We start from the raw sequence: 16,534 nt of genomic DNA, 5'->3' as shown, positions 1-16,534 counted from the left end.
GGCCTCGACGATGGTCCGCATGAACGACATGGCGAGCATGCGCGAACGGGTCACCGCTTTCTGCGACACCACCAAGGTCCCCGGGTACCTCGCCGGCGTCTACCGCGCCGGCGAGCACACCATCCTGGCTCACGGGACGGCCAACGTCGCCACCGGCGCACCGATGCACGAGGACACCGGATTCCTGTTCGGGTCCATCACCAAGATCATGACCACGACCCTCGTGCTCCAGCAGGTCGAACGGGGCACCCTCGACCTCGACGAACCGGTCGTCACGTACCTGCCCGAGTTCACCCTCGCCGCCGCCGGCGCGGCCGACAAGATCCGCGTACGGCATCTGGTGACGCACACCAGCGGCATCGACGCCGACCTGTACTTTCCCGACGCCCGCGGCCCCGGCGCGCTGCGGGTCTACCTCGACGGGCTGGGCCGGCAGTGCGGCACGCTCTTCGAGCCCGGCGAGTACGTCAGCTACTCGAACGGGGGCATGATCGTCGCCGGGCGCCTCCTCGAAGTGGTGACCGGCACGCCGTACCACGAACTTCTCGAGCGCGAGGTGTACGCGAGAGCCGGCATGACCGGCTCGTGCACCTCCGCCGAGGAGGCCATCCTGCGCAGCACCGCGGTCGGGCACTTCCCCGACCCGGCCACCGGCGAGGTCCGGCCTACCGGCATGTTCATGCTGCCCGACACCTGGGCGCCGGCCGGCAGCACCCCGATCGGCACCATCGGCGACCTGCTGGCCCTGGGCCGCGTCCACCTCGCGGACGGCGTGTCGCCGTCGGGAGCGCGCGTGCTGTCCCCCGAGTCGACCGCGCGCATGCGGACGGTCTCGCACGACCTGGGTACGCCGAACGTTCCGCCCGTCGGGACAGGCTGGTTGCTCACCCCGTACGGCGACACGACCGTGCTCTCGATGTCCGGGGCGTCGCCCGGTGGCGTGGCGGTCCTGGCCGTCGTACCGGATCAGGATCTGGTCTTCGCGGCCTTCGGCAACGATCCGCGGGCGCTCGCCCTGCACGACGAGTTGCTGCGGGGCCTCCTGCCGGAGGTCAAGACCGCGGATCTCGAGCCCAGGACGATCGATCTCCTCCCGTACGCGGGCACGTACCGGTCGAATCAGCTCCGCGTCGACGTGCGGATCGTCGACGGCCAGTTGGAGGAGCAGATGACCTACGAACCGGCGGACGAGGTTCAGGAAGGCATCTTCAGCCGGTTCGCGGGCGGCGGGTTCCCGATCCCGGCACAGCGGTACGTGCCGGTCGGGGAGGGCCTCTTCGCACCGGCCGGGATGCCACTCGAAGGACTCGACGGGCACGCGCGGCAGCTGCTCGTCTCGTACCACGGCACCGGCGACGGCGGCCCGACCCACCGGTGCGCCGGCGGCCGGATGACCCGGCGCGTGCCGGCCGGCTCGCGCTGAGAGGATGAGGGCCATGATCGACGAGCCGGCCGGCGGGCGGCACCAGCTCACCATCGGCCAGCTCGCCGACTACGCCGGCGTCACCATCAAGGCGGTACGCCACTACCACGATCGCGGCCTGCTGCCCGAGCCTCCCCGGGACCAGTCCGGCTACCGCCGCTACAGCGCCCAGCACGCGATCCACCTTGTCAAGATCAAGACACTCGCCGACGCCGGGGTCCCGCTGGCCCGCGTCAAGGAGTTGCTCGCCGCCGGCGCCGACCAGTTCGCCGCGGCGATCGCCGCGATCGACCGCGACCTGGTGGCCCAGGCCAGGCGGATCCGCCGCAGCAGGGCACGGATCGCCGAGTTGCACGCCGGCGACCGGCTCTTCGTGTCGGCGCAGGTCGCCGACTACCTGGAGCGCCTGCGCCAGATGGGCGTCAGCGACCAATCGGCGCACTTGGAACGCGACCTGTGGATCCTGCTGCACGCAGTCTCGCCGGAGGAGGCGAACGGCTGGATCGCCGACAAACTCAGGGCCCTCGACGACCCGGAGTTCCGCGCTCTCTACCTGGCCTACGACGCGGCGTTCGACTGGTCACCGGACGACCCGCGGCTGCCCGCGCTGGCCGACCAGGCACGGCGCTGGTTCACCGGCCAGGATCAGGCCGGCGAGCAGGCCGGCGGGACGGATCCGGCCATCGCCCGGCTGGCCGCCGCCTCCGCGGGCGCGTCCTCGCCGGCGTGGAACCGGCTCGCCGAGCTGGCGAGAAGGCCGCGGAACGCGACGGACGATCCGGACGGATGAGCGGCTGCTCGCCGTCCCGCCGCACGCGGCGGCCGAAGGGGCCCATGTCGGCATCAGCGCCTCGGCGCCGTCAGCACATCGTCGAATCCGGCACTAGACGCGCCGAGGCAGGGACGCGGGAGAACCGGCGGTAGCGTGCGGCTGCCGCCAGCCGTCCTCGACCGATAGACGGCATCTCTCGTGGTCGTCGCCCGTGTTGATGAACAGTGCGGTCAGCAGGGTGACGCCGTTGGCAAGCGTTCGGGGCGGCAGGGGTCCGTTGGCGACCAGGGAAACCAGCCCGTGGGTGACAGTCCAGGTCTGGGTCGCCACGTCCAGCGGATCGCTGTCCGCGCGGAAGCGGCCGGCCCGCCTGGATCGCCCGGCGGCCTGCACCATGTATTCCAGGGTGGCGTCCGCGGCCTTGAGGTCCTCGAGGTCGAAGTTCGCGTCGAACATGACCCGGTACAGGTCGGGGTGGTCGAGGGCGTTGCCGAGGTAGGCGGCGGCCAGGGCGGTCAGATCCCGAACCGGGTCCTCGGACGTGGGCACCGCCGCGAACCTCGCCGCCAGGCGGGTGAAGCCCTCCTGGCGCACGGCTCGCCACATGCCGTCCATGCCGCCGAAGTGGGTGTAGACGGCCATGGTCGACACGCCTGTCCCGGCGACCAGGGAGCGCAGGGTGATGGGTTCGCGGGTGCGCAGCATCGTCGCGGCGCGTTCGACGAGAAGGGTGCGGGCCGCGGGGTCTCTTGTTCTCGCCATCACACCAGGATACATAGCATAGCTGTGCTATGTTTTCCGGGAAGCACTTCGCGAGCTCCAATTTCCAAGGAGGCAACATGGCCGTCACGCTGGTGAACCCCGCAGGGCTCCCGAAGGTCGACACGCACATGCAGATGTCCATCGCCACCGGCTCAAAGCTGGTCTTCCTCGCCGGGCAGGTCGCCTGGGGTGCCGACGGCGGCACGGTCGGCCCGGGTGACCTCGCCGCCCAGGTCGAGCAGTGCTACCTCAACGTCGGCACCGCCCTGGCCGAGGCCGGCGGGTCCTTCGACGACGTGGCGAAACTGACGGTCTACATCGTCGATTTCACGCCCGACAAGATGCCCCTGCTGGTGGAGGGGATCTCGCGGGCGGTCGCAAAGCTGGGAGTCACCACGGCCCCGCCGATCACCGGGCTGGGTATCAGCGCACTCGCCGCCCCGGATCTGCTGGTCGAGGTCGAAGCCACCGCCGTCATGGACTGACAGCGAGGCGCCGGGGCAGCGAGGCGTGCCGGGCTCGGCACGCCTCGCTCCCGGTCGGCGCGGTCAGCTGGCGGGAGCGCGCACCACGGCCGTGGCGGGGTTGCCGTCCACCGCGGCGGCGATCTGCGGCACCAGCTTGTCGAGCAGCAGCGGCAGGCTCAGGACCGAGATGAACGACGTGGCGGCGCCGACGAGCTCCTCGTTCTCCAGGTAGATGTCCCGGCCCTCGGTCTTGACCTTGAGCTTGGCGTAGAGCGGGTCGGACTGGACCTTCGCCTTGTCCGGGGCGTACTTCTCGACCAGCCAGATCAGCACGCCGGTGTCGAGCAGATCGGTGCGCTCCTTGCTCAGGTTCGCCCCGAACTCCTTGCCGGTCACCTCGGCGAGGCCGTCGGGGAGCTTGAAGCCCAGGTCGGTGAGCAGCCGGCCGCGCGGGTCCTGCGGGCCGTACACGTAATAGCCCTCCCAGGTCGTGGCCATCATGCCGGTCGCGCCGACGAACTCCGGGTGCTCCTCGCGGATGGCGGCGAAGCGGGCCTCGGTGTCGGTGACGAGCTTGTCGGCCTGGGCCTTGCGGCCCACGGCGGATCCCACCGTACGGGTGAGGTCCTGCCAGGAGACGCCGTAGTCGACCTGGTCCTTCGGCTGCGCCACGGTCGGCGCGATCTTCGACAGGGTCGCGTAGTCCTGGGCGGTCAGGCCCGAGTAGACCGCCAGGATCAGGTCGGGGCGCAGGGCGGCGACCTTCTCGAACTGGACGCCGTCGGTGTTGGTGAGCACCTGCGGCTTCGGCGCGCTGCCGAGCGCGGCCTCGGCCCAGGGCCAGACCGCACCGGGCTTCTTGCCGAACCATTCGGTGGTGGCGACGGGGACCACGCCGAGGGCGAGCAGGGCGTCCTGCTCGACCAGGCCGACGGTCACGATCCGCTTCGGCTCCGCGGCGATCGTCGTCGTGCCGAACTTGTTCTCCAGCGAGACCGGGAAGCCGGTAGCCGCGGCCGCCTGGCTGCTGCCCCCGGCGGCCTCGTCCGGCTCCGAGTTCGGGCCGCAGGCGGCGAGAAGGAGGAGGAGCCCGGTCGCCGCCACCGTGGCGGTCCGCCGGATCGAAAGTAGCCGCACGGCTGCATCCCTTCGGTGAGTCTCGGTAAATCTCGGTGAGTCTCGGTAAATGAGGCCCCTGGGCGGCGACCTCGAGCCGAAGTGTAGGTTAGCCTCACCTAACAGCAACAGGCGGATGGACGGAGTGCGCGTTGACCCAGGGCACCGGCACACCCCTGGCGCAGCGGACGGCCACGCCGGACGGGGCCGCCCGCAGACCGTCCGTGCGATCCGGGCGCCGGTGGATCGGTCTGGCGATCGGCGTAGCCCTGCTCCTGGCCGCGGTGGCGCTGAGCGTGGCCATCGGCAGCCGCACCGTGGGCCTCGCCACGGTCTGGCGGGTGCTGTGGCAGGAGGACGGATCGCCGGAGTCCGTCATCGTCCACCAGCTCCGCCTGCCGCGTACCCTTCTCGGGATCGGCGTGGGTGCCGCGCTCGGCCTGGCCGGCACCGTGATGCAGGCGCTGACCCGCAACCCGCTGGCCGAGCCCGGCCTGCTCGGGGTGAATCTCGGCGCCGCCACCGGCGTGGTGATCGCCGTCGCCTTCCTCGGCGTCTCCACCGCCACGGGATACGTCTGGTTCGCCTTCGCCGGCGCCGCGCTCACCTCGGCCGCGGTGTTCGCGCTCGGCGGTTCCGGCAGAGCGCCGACCCCGGAACGACAGGTGCTGGCCGGCGTGTCCCTCTCGGCGGTGCTCGGCGCGATCATCTGGGCCGTCCTGGTCACCCACCGCGGCGCCTTCGACCGCTACCGGCACTGGGACGTCGGTTCCCTCTCCGACCGGGAGACCGCCACCATCCTGCAGGTGATGCCGTTCCTGCTGGCCGGGATCCTGCTCGCGGTCGTCCTCGGCCGGCAGCTGAACGCGCTCAGCATGGGCGACGAGTCGGCGACGTCGCTGGGGGCGCACCCGGGCCGGATCCGGGTCCTCGGCATCCTCACGGTCACCCTGCTGTGCGGCGGCGCCACCGCCGCGTCCGGGCCGATCTGGTTCGTCGGCCTCGCCGTCCCGTACATCGCCCGGGTGGTCACCGGCTCCGACCACCGCTGGATTCTCGCCTACTCCCTCGTGCTCGGCCCGACGCTGCTGCTCGGCGCCGACGTGCTGGGCCGGGTGCTGGTCGCGCCGGCCGAGTTGCCGGTCGGGGTGGTCACCGCGTTCCTCGGCGCGCCGTTGTTCATCGCGCTGTGCCGCCGGCGCCGGCTGAGTGTCCTGTGAGCGCCCAGGGCGCCCGGGTCGTGCTCCGCGGCGGCGGTCTTTCGGTACGGGTACACGTGCGGGCGCTGGCCGTCGGCGCCGCGCTGCTGCTCGCCGCGCTGGCCATCGCGCTGGTCAACCTGTCCAGCGGCGACTTCCCGGTCCCGGTCGCGGACGTGCTCCGCAGCCTCGCCGGGCGGGGCGACGCCGGCACCGACTTCATCGTCTACCAGCTGCGGCTGCCCCGGGTGCTGGTCACCCTGCTGGTTGGCGCGGCGCTGGGCGCGAGCGGCACGATCTTCCAGGGCCTGACCCGCAACCCGCTCGGCAGCCCCGACTTCGTCGGTCTCACCGTGGGCGCGGCGACCGGCGCGCTGGTGGTCATGCTGATCCTCGGCGGCGGCGGGATCCAGGTCTCCGCGGGCGCGATCATCGGCTGCCTGATCACCTCGGCGGCGATCTATCTGCTGGCGTTTCGCCGGGGCACCCAGCCGTTCCGGCTCATCCTCATGGGCATCGGCGTGTCCGCCCTGCTGGAGGCCGCGAACTCCTACCTGATCTACCGCAGCCACCTCGACGAGGCGCTCGCCGCGCAGGTCTGGCTCATCGGCAGCGTCAACGGCCGCGGCTGGACCGAGGTCGTGATCGTCGGCGGCACCCTGGCTGTTCTGCTCCCCGTGGCCCTGCACTACGGGCGGCACCTCACCATGCTCTCCCTCGGCGACGAGATCGCCGTGCTGCACGGCGTACCCGTGGAGCGCAGCCGGGCCGTGCTCGCGCTCGCCGCCGTGGGTCTGTCGGCGGGCGCGACCGCCGCCGCCGGCCCGATCGCCTTCGTCGCGCTGGCCGCCCCGCCGCTGGCCGCCCGGCTGACGCGGTCGCCGCAGGCGGGGATCCTGCCCGCCGCCGCGATGGGCGCCGCCCTGCTCGCCGCGGGCGACTGGGCGGCGCAGCACACGCTGCCCGGCAACGACATCCCGGTCGGCGTCATCACCGCCGCCCTCGGCGGTGTCTACCTGACCTGGCTGTTGTTCCGCGAACGACGCACCCGAGGATGAGGAAGACGCGATGACCGACGACGCCCGGCTCAAGGCCGACTCCCTCACCCTCGCCTACGACCGCAGGGTGGTCGCCGAGAACCTCGACGTCCGGATCACCGACGGATCCTTCACCGTGATCGTCGGCCCGAACGCGTGCGGCAAGTCGACGCTGCTGCGCGCGCTGGCCCGGGTGCTGAAGCCGCAGGCCGGGGCGGTCTATCTGGACGGCAACGCGATCGCCTCGTACCCGTCGAAGCACATCGCCAAGCAGTTGGGCATGCTCCCCCAGTCGCCGGTCGTGCCCGGCGGTGTCGTGGTGGAGGAGCTGGTCGCCCGCGGCCGGTTCGCCCACCAGCGGATGCTGCGGCAATGGTCGCCGGAGGACGAGACGGCGGTGGCCGAGGCGATGCGCCTGACCGAGGTCGCCGACCTCGCCGACCGCTTCGTCGACGAGCTCTCCGGCGGGCAGCGTCAGCGCGTCTGGCTGGCCATGGCCCTGGCCCAGCAGACGCCCATCCTGCTGCTCGACGAGCCGACCACCTTCCTCGACCTGGCACACCAGTTCGAGGTCCTCGACCTCTGCGCCGAACTCCACGAGGAAGGCCGCACCGTCGTCGCGGTGCTGCACGACCTCAACCACGCCTGCCGGTACGCCACCGAGCTCATCGTCATGCGCGCCGGCGAGGTGCTCGCCCAGGGCGCACCGGCCGAGGTGATGACGGCCGACCTCGTCGAGAAGGTGTTCTCGATGCCGTGCCGCGTCATCGACGACCCCGAGACCGGCACCCCCATGGTCGTCCCCGCCGACCGGCACCGCCGCCGGGGCGCCCGCATGGCCGCGGCCGGGCGGGCCTCCGCCTGACCCGCCCGCAACGAACAGATCGCCGTCAGATCCAGATCAGTGGAACGCGGTGGTGTAGTAGCGCACCCGGTAGAAGCGCGCTCCGCTCTTGGCGTGGTTGCCGGAGGAGAAGTGAATCGTCTTGCTCCAGTCGCCCTCACCGCTACCCGGCACGATCCACGTCCGCACGCCGTTGGGCAGCCGGGTGTACGCCTTGACGTGGTCGGCCGTGCTGACCGTGGAGAGCGTGCTGAAACGCCAGCCGAGCGGGTCGTACACCAGCTTCACCTTCCGCACGTTGTACGACGAGGTGAAGAAGAACGTGTCGGCGGCGTCGTGGTCGGGCAGGATGTCGTGGCCCGTCTTCGCCCGGCCGGCCCCGTCGCTGAAGCTGGCCCCGAAGTCCCGCGCCAGCCTCGTGCCGGCGCCGTTGCCGGTCACCTTGTAGGCCCGCACCTCGCCCTTGCCCACCGCGAGAAGGTGGCCGGAGCGGCTGTAGAGCACCCCGTGCGCACCCGGGAAGCTGTAGAACTTCACCCGGGAGGTGGCCGGCTTACCTCCGTTGCTGGCGGGCACGAACAGGCTCAGCCCGCCGCCGCCGGCCGACCCGGTCGGGCCCTTGGAGGTCGCCACCACGATCGCACCCTTGCCCTCGATGCGCTCGATGGAGTGCGGATTGCCGTCCACATTGGCCTGCCAGACGATCCCGCCGGTGCCTCCCGAGCCGATCGCACTCTCGTCGATCATCGCCACCTTGCCCAGGTAGTTCCCGGCGCCGGAGGCGGTGACCAGCATGACGTTGCCCCACCTGCTCGTGCTGCGACGCTTCACGTCGGACAGGTTGGTCCACGTGCCGGTGCGGCTGGGCGCCTTCCACAGCACCGTTCCGCCGCTCCAGCGCGCCGGGTTGAACCGCAGAATGCGGCCGGTCGCCTGTTCGGTGGCCATCACGTAGGAGGTCGCCGCCTCCGCCGGCTCGTCGCCGAGCAACGCCGCGGCGGGTGCGCCCAGGGCCGTGCCGGCAAGTGCACCCAAGAAAGTTCGTCTATGCATCGCGACACTGTAGAGCTTCCCGTCGGGTTGACTGAGGACGTACCCGACGCACAGAGGAGTCTCGATGCGCAGACGAATCACCGAGCCGGCCAGGATCCTCATCGCAGCGCTCGCGGCTGCCGCCCTGCTGCCAGGAGCGCAGCCGGCCCGCGCCGAGGCGGCCGCCGCGGCGACCCCCAACACGGCGCTCAACACCATGTTCAACGGCTACGGCGACGCGGCCGGCTGCGCGGACTGGAGCGGAGCCGACGCGACCCAGTCGGTGCGGCTGCCCAGCGGCAAGCGGGCCTGGTTCTTCGCCGACACCTACCTCAACGCGGTGAGCGAGCGACCGCTCGGCTTCTACCGCAGCTTCCTGAACAACTCCATCATCATCCAGAACGGCACCAGCCTGCGGACCGTGACCGGCGGAAACACCTGCCGGGAGACCGACACGTCGATCCCGTTCGCGGAGCGGTACGCCAAGACGCCGTTCGCGGAGTCCGGGGCCGGCTTCTACTGGCCGGGTGACGGGATCCTGGTCGGCAGCAACGTGGTGAAGTTCTTCTACCGCAACGTGCGGCAGGGTTCATCGTGGACGGACACCAACGCCGCCGTGGCGTCGATCCCGGTCAGCGCGCTGGAGAGCGCCAACCCCATCTCCATCCAGCCGACGCTCATCCCGCCGCGCCACACCTACGGCAGCCACCCGATCAACTGGGGTGTGGGCCTGCTCCAGGTGGGCTCGACGGTCTACATCTACGGCGCCGGCGTCGTCGACCAGTTCAACAACCGCAAGCTCTACCTGGCCTCCGCCGCGCCTGCGGACCTCACCAACCCCGGCCGCTGGCTCTTCAACACCGGGCACGGGCAGAACACCTGGTCGGCCGCGGGAGATCAGGCCGCCGCCGGGCCCGTCTCCGACGACCTGTACGTGGAGAACGGGTTCAGCGTGGCGTCCGTCAACGGCTCCTACTGGCTCATCCAGCACGAGCCCGACCTCAACGGCGGCGACATCGTCGCACACCCGGCCACGACGCCGTACGGCTTCGGCAGCGGCAAGGTGCGCCTCTACACCCCGCCGGAAGGGCCACGGGACGCCGCGCACAAGCGCCAGTTCTTCTACGAGGCACGGCTGCATCCCGGCCTCGGTGCGGCCGGCACGGTCGTCGTCTCGTACAACGTCAACAGCTCGGACGTCAGCATCGGCTGCCATACCCGGGTCGACCACGACGGCAGCATCTACCGGCCCCGGTTCCTGAACGTGCCGGTGCAGATGTTCCAGGCCGGTGCCGCCACGTCCGGGGTCCCCACGACCGCGACCCCGGGCCCGTCCGCGTACCGGCCCGGCATCCGCACCGCGACCGGCCTCCCCGGGCCCGCCGGCCCGGCACGCCCGGCCGACGTGCCGGCCCCGACCGGCAGGGCAGCGGCAGCGGCAGCGGCAGCTCCGGACAACACCTGGTATGACGCCTGGGCGCCCGCCCAGCAGGCGAACGGGGGCTGTCCGCCACTGACCCGATCCACGACACTCACCGCGACAGTCACTCCCGGCGGCACCGTGAACCTGAGCTGGGACGACTACGGCCGGGACATGTGGTATTGGATCTACTCGCGCGACGTCACCGCCGGCGAGAACTTCGTCCGCCGCGACCTGTGGAGCACGACCCCGTCCGCGCAGGACGCACCACTGCTGAAGCCGGGCCGCAACGGCCACACCTTCGAGTGGTACGTCGTGCCGTTCGCCTCCGGCGGCGGAAGCCAGGAGGCACCGAGGTCCACCATCGTGCGGCTCACCATCAGCGTGTGACCAGCGGCTCGGCCCGACAGCTGCCGGCCGGTCTCGCGACCGGCCGGTGCACGGCGGCGGCGAGGGCGACGTTGCTGCTGTTACCGCACCGGGCCGGGCCCGCAGCAACGCATGACGCTTCGGTCGGCGTGCTGCTGAGGCGGCCCCCCGGAGCACAGCCAGACCTGCTCGGGTCAAGCGAGCGCGAGCAGCCACTCCGCGTTGAGGGCCACGTCGTCCCAGCGGTCGCGGGTGGCGCAGTAGCCGATCGAGCCCAGGCCGATATGGATCCGGTACGCGCGCAACGCCGCAGGATCCGGGTTCCAGCGGCGTCCGATCGCCGCCTCGATGTCGACCGAGGACCATTGCGGATACCACCCCCAGCAGTACAGCAGCCAGGCGGCGTCGTAGAGCGGATCGCCGAAGCAGGCGCTGCCCCAGTCCAGGACGCCCGAGATCCGGTCGCCCTCGACCAGCACGTTCCGGGCGAGCAGGTCGTCGTGGATCATGCGGCGCTCGTCCGGCAGGTCCGGCGCGAGCCGGCGCAGCGTGGCCAGGCCCCGTTCGAACGGCTCCAGACCGATGTCGGACGCGGCCAGGGCGGCCCGCCAACCCGGCACTCGCGGCGTCTCGTGCTCGACAGCGAGCAGGTATTCCGGCCAGGAGCGGTAGGGAGCCGTTCGGGACGGATCCCAGGTGCCGTAGCCGTGGCCGTTGACCTCGATCCGGCCGATGGCGTCCATGACATCGAACAGGTCGGGCAGGACGGCGGCGACGGCACTCGCGTCGAGATCGTCGAGCGCCGTGCCGGTCAGCCGCTCCGACACGGCGTACGCCCACCCGGCGGCCTCGCCCCGGGCGGTGATCGCCGGCACCGGCAGCATGCCACCCACGACCGCGCTGACGGCCTCGTCCTTCGCGAAGTCCCCGCCGTACCGGCTGACCCGCAGCACCATGGCCCGCCCGGCGATGGTCAGCGCGTACGCCGTGGACCAGGCCCCGGCGGCCAACGACTCCGGAGTGTTCGCTTCGCCCAGCACGGTCCGGGCGACGTAACCGGCCACCTGATCGGGATGATCCATCCGGCCACGGTAGCCAGAAGCGTTCACTTTCGCGCGCGCGTCTCCGGCTTGTGCCGCGGCGGGACTCTCGCCTGTCAGCTCACTTGATGCTCTTCGCGACGATGAGGTCGTACAGTTCCTGACCGAGCCCGGCCGGGACCTGGACGCGGCCGCCGCCGGTGGAGATCGCCTGCGGGCAGGACGCGTCGCCCACCACGATCAGCACTCCATCCTTGTCGGCATCGAGCGAGAATCCGACCGAGCCGGGCTTCCGCAGGATGCAGGCCTCGCCGGCCGGCACCGGATCACGCAGTTCGGCGAGCTTTCCCCGGATCCGCGCGACCGTCTTGGCGTCGTCCACGACCGCCATGAAGTTGCTGGGCGGCGGCCCGTCGGCGACGATGCTGGTGGGACGGTCGGGCAACGCCAGGCCACCCGAGGGTGGTGCCGGTGGGCCGGCCGGCCAGGTGATGCGCTCGAGCAGCTTCTGGCGGCCCGCCTCGTCCGCCGAGATGAAGGCGGCCGGATGGGGTGTCCCGTTGTCGAGCGCGACGTAGGTCCACACGGACGGGAGCCGGTCGGATTGCTCGACATCGATCACCTGCTCGTCCTTGACCATCAGGAGGTTCGGGCTGAGGGGCTGGCCGACGCCGTTGAGCGTGACGGCCATCCACACCTTGCCCTCGGACTTGCAGGTGCCACCGGACTGCGGCCCGGCCCGGAAGTCCCACTGCTCGGCCAGGTAGACGGTGTGCTCCTCGGCGTTGCAGGCGTCGAACTGCGCGGACCTGCTGGTCCGCCAGCCCTGCGGGACGACGACCTTGAGGCCGCCGTATTCCACCGTTGTACCTTTCGGCTGAGCGGAGTCAAACCGCTCCGGCGAAGACAGTGCCAGGGGTACGGCCACGACCGCCGCCACCGCGGCGGCGACGGCCCCGGCGGCCCCCCAGGCACGGCGGCGACGTACGCTGCGCCGCCCAAGACTGACCATTGTGGCGGCGGGATCCGGCTCGGTCGGCGTCACCGACGCGGCGGCCCGTTCCAGCAGCTCACCGATGCTGTCGGAAGTCACGAAGTCTCCTTGGAAGTCTCGAAAGACAGGCCGACGGGGCGCAACGCCGCGAGGGCACGCGACATGCGGCTCTTGACCGTGCCCACGGCGATGCCGAGTTCCTGCGCCACCTCCGCCTCGGAGGCGTCGGCCCAGAACCGCAACACGAGCACCGCACGCTGACCGACGGGCAGCCCGCGCAGGACGGTGAACACCTGAACGCTCAGATCCGACTGGCCCTCGAAATCAAGCCCGGACGCATCCGGCAGCTCCCCGGTCGGCACCTCGTCGCGCCAACGCCGGCGCCGGGCCCGCCGCGCGGCACGGACCATCACCCGCCTGACGTACGCCTCGGGTCGCCCCTCCGGAACAGCCAGCTTGCGCCACGACCGATAAGCCGCGATCAGCCCCTCCTGCGCGAGGTCCTCACCCAGCCTGGCGTCCGCCATCAGCAACGCGCCGAAGCGAACGAGTTCGCGGTACCGGCTGGCGACGAAATCCTCATAGCCGGCGGGATCCGCCCCACGATGCAAGCCCATACCCCTATTAAGGGCTCTGGACCCGCCCGAAGGTTCCCCCGGCCCAGCGACGCGCTTGCCAGCCCGCGCGTGATGAGGGCGGTCGTCAGGGCTGCGGCGAGGCCGACACTCACGTCGGCAGCAGGCAAGGACGCCCATCCTCGCGACCGGTCGGCGTCTCGCTACGCTCAATGCCTGAAGAATTACTCAATAGCCCTGGATGATCCCGAATGGCCGGAATTTCCGGCTGACTACGGTCGGGCCGAGGTCGCAGATTCATTCAGTCGTCTCGCACGACAGATCGCTTCGCGCTTCGCGACAAACTGTGAAATTGATCGGGACATCCAGGACTCAGCCCAGTACGGGCGCATCGAAGTGCCGGCGGAAGCCACAATCCGCAGGACGAAGATTGTCATCCTGGTGAGCAAGTTCAAGCCACTGACCACGGTGGCAGCCGACAACCCGGGCGCCTTCCTGGGCACGCTGTTATCCGCCCTTGCCACGGCACCTGCTGGGCTGCTCGTGAACATCCCGACCGACTCCCGGCGACCTGCCAGGGGTCAGAGCCTCTCGACCAGACGGAACCGCTTCAGGAGCGCCAGCGTGTCGTCGTTCACGACAAATCCTGGCCGGCCCAACCAGCTTCGGTAGTCAGTGCCATGCCAGTACTCTTCATGACCGGCTCGCCAGGCAGCGACCGAGTCATACCCCTCACCCTCGTCTCGGGCATGGTCGAGATCGACATCGCCGAGTCGGGTGACACGCACCTCGGTCACTTCGATCACCGTGACCCGATGACCGGCCGAGTCGACCACGGCAGATCGAGCGCCGACAACCGGCAGCGGTTCGTCATCGAGCTCGTAGTCCTGGAGCAGACCCGTCGTGGCGGTCTTGGTGCCGTCGAGCACTGCCGCGACCAGTTTGTCGCGCAGCGGACCAGGAAAGGCGAACTGGGTCACGGGCAGATCAGCGCGCACGGGCCGAGGCTACCGAGCGCACCTCGCGGCAGCCAACACCGCACACCCGGAGCACTGGCCGAGTCCGGCGGTCCTTCAAGGTCAGCGCACTAGTCGAGGCAGAACTCGTTGCCTTCGGGGTCGGCCATCACGATGAAGCCGGCGCTCATGGGCGGTTCAGGCTCGTACCGGCGAATCCTGGTCGCTCCCAGCGCCTCGAGCCGGCCGCACTCGGCTTCCAGCGCAGCCATGCGCTCTTCGCCCTGCAGGCCGGGGGCCGCACGAACGTCGAGGTGGAGACGGTTTTTGGCGACCTTGTCCTCCGGCACCTGCTGGAAGAACAACCGCGGGCCCCGCCCGTCCGGGTCTTCGATGGCCGATCGCGTGTTGCGCTGGTCCTCGGGCACACCGATGCGGTCGAGGAACTCGGCCCATGCGGCCAGCGGGTCGGCACCCGCGGGCAGATCGACTCCGGGCGGACCGGGGTGGACGTAGCCCAGCGCGTCGCGCCAGAAGGACGACAGCGCCGCCGGGTCGTGGGCATCGAAGGTGACCTGGATCTCGCGGCTCATCGGGTTGCTCCGTTCGTGTCGGGTTTCGGGTGCGGATAGATTCGGGTGCGGACGGTTTCGGGTGCGGACAGACGTCGCACCGGCACCGGATCGGCTCCGGGCGCCTCGGGATGGGGCCGTCGAGCCGTTCGGGTCCATGAGCCCACCCTGCCACCCCTAGCGGACAGGATCGGTCCGCTATCTCCGACCATATGGCCGAGAGTCGCGCGCCGCCGGTGAACATCGAACCGACAGCACAGGTCGCGGATCGTCGGCGACTGTTCCGACGGTGCACGGGGCGCCGACTGCACAATGGATGGAGCGCGTTGCTGGACAACCCGAGGTCTGTGACGTCGTCGAGATCGACCACCGCTGCCGGCTGCGGCTACTGGAACGACATCGGCGAATGACCGGCCTGAGATCACGGGGCCGGAAGGCCTCCACACGGTTGATGGCTCAACAGGCGCGAGGATCGAGGGAGCGGCCTTGTTAGGGTGCCTGGATGCCTTCTCAGCGCGCCCTGCTGCCGCGGTCGACACCGGCCGCCTCGGGGACGTCGTCCCGTGCGATCGCCGCGCTGCTGGACCGGCTCGAAGCCGATTCCATCGAGTGTCACTCCATCATGATCATGCGTCACGGTCACGTCGTCGCCGAGGGTTGGTGGGCGCCGTACTCGGCCGAGCGCCCGCACCTGCTCTACTCGCTGACCAAGTCGTTCACCTCGGTCGCCGTGGGGCTCGCGATCGCCGACGGGCTGCTCTCGCTGGACGACCGGGTGGTGGACGTGTTGCCCGAGCACGTGCCGGCCGGCATCTCGGCACGCGCACGCCGCCTCACCGTTCACCACCTGCTGTCCATGACGACCGGGCACCGTACAGACAGCCTCGCCGAGGCCTGGCGACTGGAACCGGACGACCTGGTGAAGGGCTTCCTGCGCGTACCGTTTCCCGAAGCCGAGGGAACGCGGCACGCCTACGACAACCCGACCAGCTACGTCCTGGCCCGGATGGTGGAACGGGTCACTGGGCGCGGCCTGCCGGAGCTGCTCGACGACCGCCTCTTCAAGCCGATGGGTGTCGACCACGCCGAATGGGATCGGGTGGCCAGCGGCGCCGCCTTCGGCTTCCACGGACTGCACCTCACGACCGAGGCCGTCGCCGCCTTCGGAGAACTGCTGCTGCTCGGCGGCGTTTGGGGCGACCGGCAGCTCGTCCCGCGCGAATGGGTGCGGCTCGCGACCGGACGGCACATCGACAGCGTGCAATTCAAGGACGACGGGTCGGACGACGTCGACTTCGGCTGCGGTTACGGCTACCAGTTCTGGATGTCGCGGCACGGTTACCACGGTCACGGCGCCTTCGGCCAGCAGTGCGTGGTGGTGCCGGAGCACGATCTCGTGGTCGCCGTGACCGCCCAAGGGGAGGCTCAGGGCGTGTTCGACGCTCTCTGGGAGTGCCTGCTGCCCGGCCTGGACGACGCGGCGAGCACCCGGGACGACGAGGTCCTCGCCGCGCGGCTGCGGCGGCTGTCACTCGCGGCGGTGCCGGGTTCGGCCGCCCCGGAGCGTTCCGTCAAGGCGAGACTCGACGCCCGCGCCGAGGACTCGGCCCTGCCCGACGGAACCACGGTGATCGTCGATCCCGCCGACCGTGGGTGGCTCCTGCGGCTCGGGCCGTCCCTCGCCGTCGGGGTCGGCCACGGTGAATGGCGGGAAAGCTCACCGCTGGGCCGCCCCGTCGTCGCGGCCGGCGCCTGGCAGGACGACACCTTCGTCGCCGACCTCTACGTCATCACCACCCCGCACCGGGTCCGGCTGGTGATCGACGCCGACGCCGAGACAGCCGTCGCGACGTGGAGCACCGTGCCTCTGACCGGCCCCAGCCTGGCGCTGCATCTGCGGTCGCCGCTGATGACACGCCCCGACGTCGCATAGGAGACCTTGGGCCGCGATCGTCG

At 70.7% G+C, this 16,534-nt stretch carries 16 protein-coding genes; 8 read left to right on the top strand and 8 right to left on the bottom strand.

The window, feature by feature from the left end:
• The first annotated feature begins 19 nt into the window (after positions 1–19).
• Positions 20–1,423, top strand: a complete 1,404-nt coding sequence (locus DMB66_RS20730; protein WP_233624731.1) for a serine hydrolase — start codon at positions 20–22, stop codon at positions 1,421–1,423.
• A 13-nt stretch (positions 1,424–1,436) separates the two neighbouring features.
• Complete coding sequence (locus DMB66_RS20725) at positions 1,437–2,213, top strand: MerR family transcriptional regulator (protein ID WP_125805749.1); 777 nt, start codon at positions 1,437–1,439, stop codon at positions 2,211–2,213.
• Positions 2,214–2,306: 93 nt separating this feature from the next.
• Here DMB66_RS20725 and DMB66_RS20720 read toward each other — a convergent pair whose 3' ends face one another.
• Positions 2,307–2,957, bottom strand: a complete 651-nt coding sequence (locus tag DMB66_RS20720; RefSeq protein ID WP_125805748.1) for a TetR/AcrR family transcriptional regulator — start codon at positions 2,955–2,957, stop codon at positions 2,307–2,309.
• Positions 2,958–3,034: 77 nt separating this feature from the next.
• Between DMB66_RS20720 and DMB66_RS20715 the strand changes: the two genes are divergently transcribed.
• Entirely contained in the window at positions 3,035–3,442 is a 408-nt protein-coding gene (locus DMB66_RS20715) for a RidA family protein (RefSeq protein WP_125805747.1), read from the top strand.
• 63 nt (positions 3,443–3,505) lie between these two features.
• Here the strand turns inward: DMB66_RS20715 and DMB66_RS20710 are convergent, their stop codons facing one another.
• The gene (locus DMB66_RS20710; RefSeq protein ID WP_125805746.1) at positions 3,506–4,561 is read right to left on the bottom strand and encodes an iron-siderophore ABC transporter substrate-binding protein; all 1,056 of its coding nucleotides are present in this window, start codon (positions 4,559–4,561) and stop codon (positions 3,506–3,508) included.
• 131 nt (positions 4,562–4,692) lie between these two features.
• Between DMB66_RS20710 and DMB66_RS20705 the strand changes: the two genes are divergently transcribed.
• From DMB66_RS20705 to DMB66_RS20695, 3 genes are read left to right on the top strand one after another with little or no spacing between them, the layout of a single operon-like run.
• Entirely contained in the window at positions 4,693–5,760 is a 1,068-nt protein-coding gene (locus DMB66_RS20705) for an iron ABC transporter permease (protein ID WP_233624730.1), read from the top strand.
• Entirely contained in the window at positions 5,757–6,797 is a 1,041-nt protein-coding gene (locus tag DMB66_RS20700; protein ID WP_125805745.1) for an iron chelate uptake ABC transporter family permease subunit, read from the top strand. Before DMB66_RS20705 ends, DMB66_RS20700 begins: the two co-directional genes overlap by 4 nt.
• A gap of 10 nt (positions 6,798–6,807) precedes the next feature.
• Complete coding sequence (locus tag DMB66_RS20695; RefSeq protein WP_125805744.1) at positions 6,808–7,641, top strand: ABC transporter ATP-binding protein; 834 nt, start codon at positions 6,808–6,810, stop codon at positions 7,639–7,641.
• A gap of 36 nt (positions 7,642–7,677) precedes the next feature.
• Here the strand turns inward: DMB66_RS20695 and DMB66_RS20690 are convergent, their stop codons facing one another.
• Positions 7,678–8,673 carry a hypothetical protein gene (locus DMB66_RS20690; RefSeq protein WP_125805743.1) on the bottom strand — a complete coding sequence of 332 codons (996 nt, stop codon included), beginning with the start codon at positions 8,671–8,673 and terminating at the stop codon, positions 7,678–7,680.
• A gap of 64 nt (positions 8,674–8,737) precedes the next feature.
• Between DMB66_RS20690 and DMB66_RS20685 the strand changes: the two genes are divergently transcribed.
• Positions 8,738–10,462, top strand: coding sequence for a hypothetical protein (locus DMB66_RS20685; RefSeq protein WP_125805742.1), 1,725 nt, complete (start codon positions 8,738–8,740; stop codon positions 10,460–10,462).
• Positions 10,463–10,635: 173 nt separating this feature from the next.
• Here the strand turns inward: DMB66_RS20685 and DMB66_RS20680 are convergent, their stop codons facing one another.
• From DMB66_RS20680 to DMB66_RS20655, 5 genes are all read right to left on the bottom strand, one after another.
• Positions 10,636–11,523 (bottom strand): phosphotransferase family protein, encoded by an 888-nt coding sequence (locus tag DMB66_RS20680; protein ID WP_125805741.1) that lies wholly within the window; start codon positions 11,521–11,523, stop codon positions 10,636–10,638.
• A gap of 79 nt (positions 11,524–11,602) precedes the next feature.
• Positions 11,603–12,574: a hypothetical protein gene (locus DMB66_RS20675; protein WP_125805740.1), complete on the bottom strand. Its 972-nt coding sequence runs from the start codon at positions 12,572–12,574 to the stop codon at positions 11,603–11,605.
• Positions 12,571–13,092, bottom strand: a complete 522-nt coding sequence (locus tag DMB66_RS20670; RefSeq protein WP_158647302.1) for a SigE family RNA polymerase sigma factor — start codon at positions 13,090–13,092, stop codon at positions 12,571–12,573. Before DMB66_RS20670 ends, DMB66_RS20675 begins: the two co-directional genes overlap by 4 nt.
• Positions 13,093–13,631: 539 nt before the next feature.
• Positions 13,632–14,048, bottom strand: a complete 417-nt coding sequence (locus tag DMB66_RS20660) for an ASCH domain-containing protein (protein ID WP_125805738.1) — start codon at positions 14,046–14,048, stop codon at positions 13,632–13,634.
• Between the two features lie 89 nt (positions 14,049–14,137).
• Positions 14,138–14,599 carry a VOC family protein gene (locus DMB66_RS20655; RefSeq protein ID WP_125805737.1) on the bottom strand — a complete coding sequence of 154 codons (462 nt, stop codon included), beginning with the start codon at positions 14,597–14,599 and terminating at the stop codon, positions 14,138–14,140.
• Between the two features lie 481 nt (positions 14,600–15,080).
• On the opposite strand from DMB66_RS20655, the gene DMB66_RS20650 reads away from it, so the two are divergent.
• Positions 15,081–16,511 carry a serine hydrolase gene (locus DMB66_RS20650; protein ID WP_125805736.1) on the top strand — a complete coding sequence of 477 codons (1,431 nt, stop codon included), beginning with the start codon at positions 15,081–15,083 and terminating at the stop codon, positions 16,509–16,511.
• The last annotated feature ends 23 nt before the right edge of the window (positions 16,512–16,534 follow it).

It is taken from the genome of Actinoplanes sp. ATCC 53533 (genome assembly GCF_003947245.1).
Note: the sequence above shows the minus strand (reverse complement) of the source record. Positions and strands in the feature narration are given on the sequence as shown.

What these genes read in the sequence shown, in the direction of transcription:
- DMB66_RS20730 (WP_233624731.1), top strand. Translation starts at nt 20, where the DNA reads ATGAACGACATGGCGAGCATGCGCGAACGGGTCACCGCTTTCTGCGAC.
- DMB66_RS20725 (WP_125805749.1), top strand. Translation starts at nt 1,437, where the DNA reads ATGATCGACGAGCCGGCCGGCGGGCGGCACCAGCTCACCATCGGCCAG.
- DMB66_RS20720 (WP_125805748.1), bottom strand. Translation starts at nt 2,957, where the DNA reads ATGGCGAGAACAAGAGACCCCGCGGCCCGCACCCTTCTCGTCGAACGC.
- DMB66_RS20715 (WP_125805747.1), top strand. Translation starts at nt 3,035, where the DNA reads ATGGCCGTCACGCTGGTGAACCCCGCAGGGCTCCCGAAGGTCGACACG.
- DMB66_RS20695 (WP_125805744.1), top strand. Translation starts at nt 6,808, where the DNA reads ATGACCGACGACGCCCGGCTCAAGGCCGACTCCCTCACCCTCGCCTAC.
- DMB66_RS20690 (WP_125805743.1), bottom strand. Translation starts at nt 8,673, where the DNA reads ATGCATAGACGAACTTTCTTGGGTGCACTTGCCGGCACGGCCCTGGGC.
- DMB66_RS20685 (WP_125805742.1), top strand. Translation starts at nt 8,738, where the DNA reads ATGCGCAGACGAATCACCGAGCCGGCCAGGATCCTCATCGCAGCGCTC.
- DMB66_RS20680 (WP_125805741.1), bottom strand. Translation starts at nt 11,523, where the DNA reads ATGGATCATCCCGATCAGGTGGCCGGTTACGTCGCCCGGACCGTGCTG.
- DMB66_RS20670 (WP_158647302.1), bottom strand. Translation starts at nt 13,092, where the DNA reads ATGGGCTTGCATCGTGGGGCGGATCCCGCCGGCTATGAGGATTTCGTC.
- DMB66_RS20655 (WP_125805737.1), bottom strand. Translation starts at nt 14,599, where the DNA reads ATGAGCCGCGAGATCCAGGTCACCTTCGATGCCCACGACCCGGCGGCG.
- DMB66_RS20650 (WP_125805736.1), top strand. Translation starts at nt 15,081, where the DNA reads ATGCCTTCTCAGCGCGCCCTGCTGCCGCGGTCGACACCGGCCGCCTCG.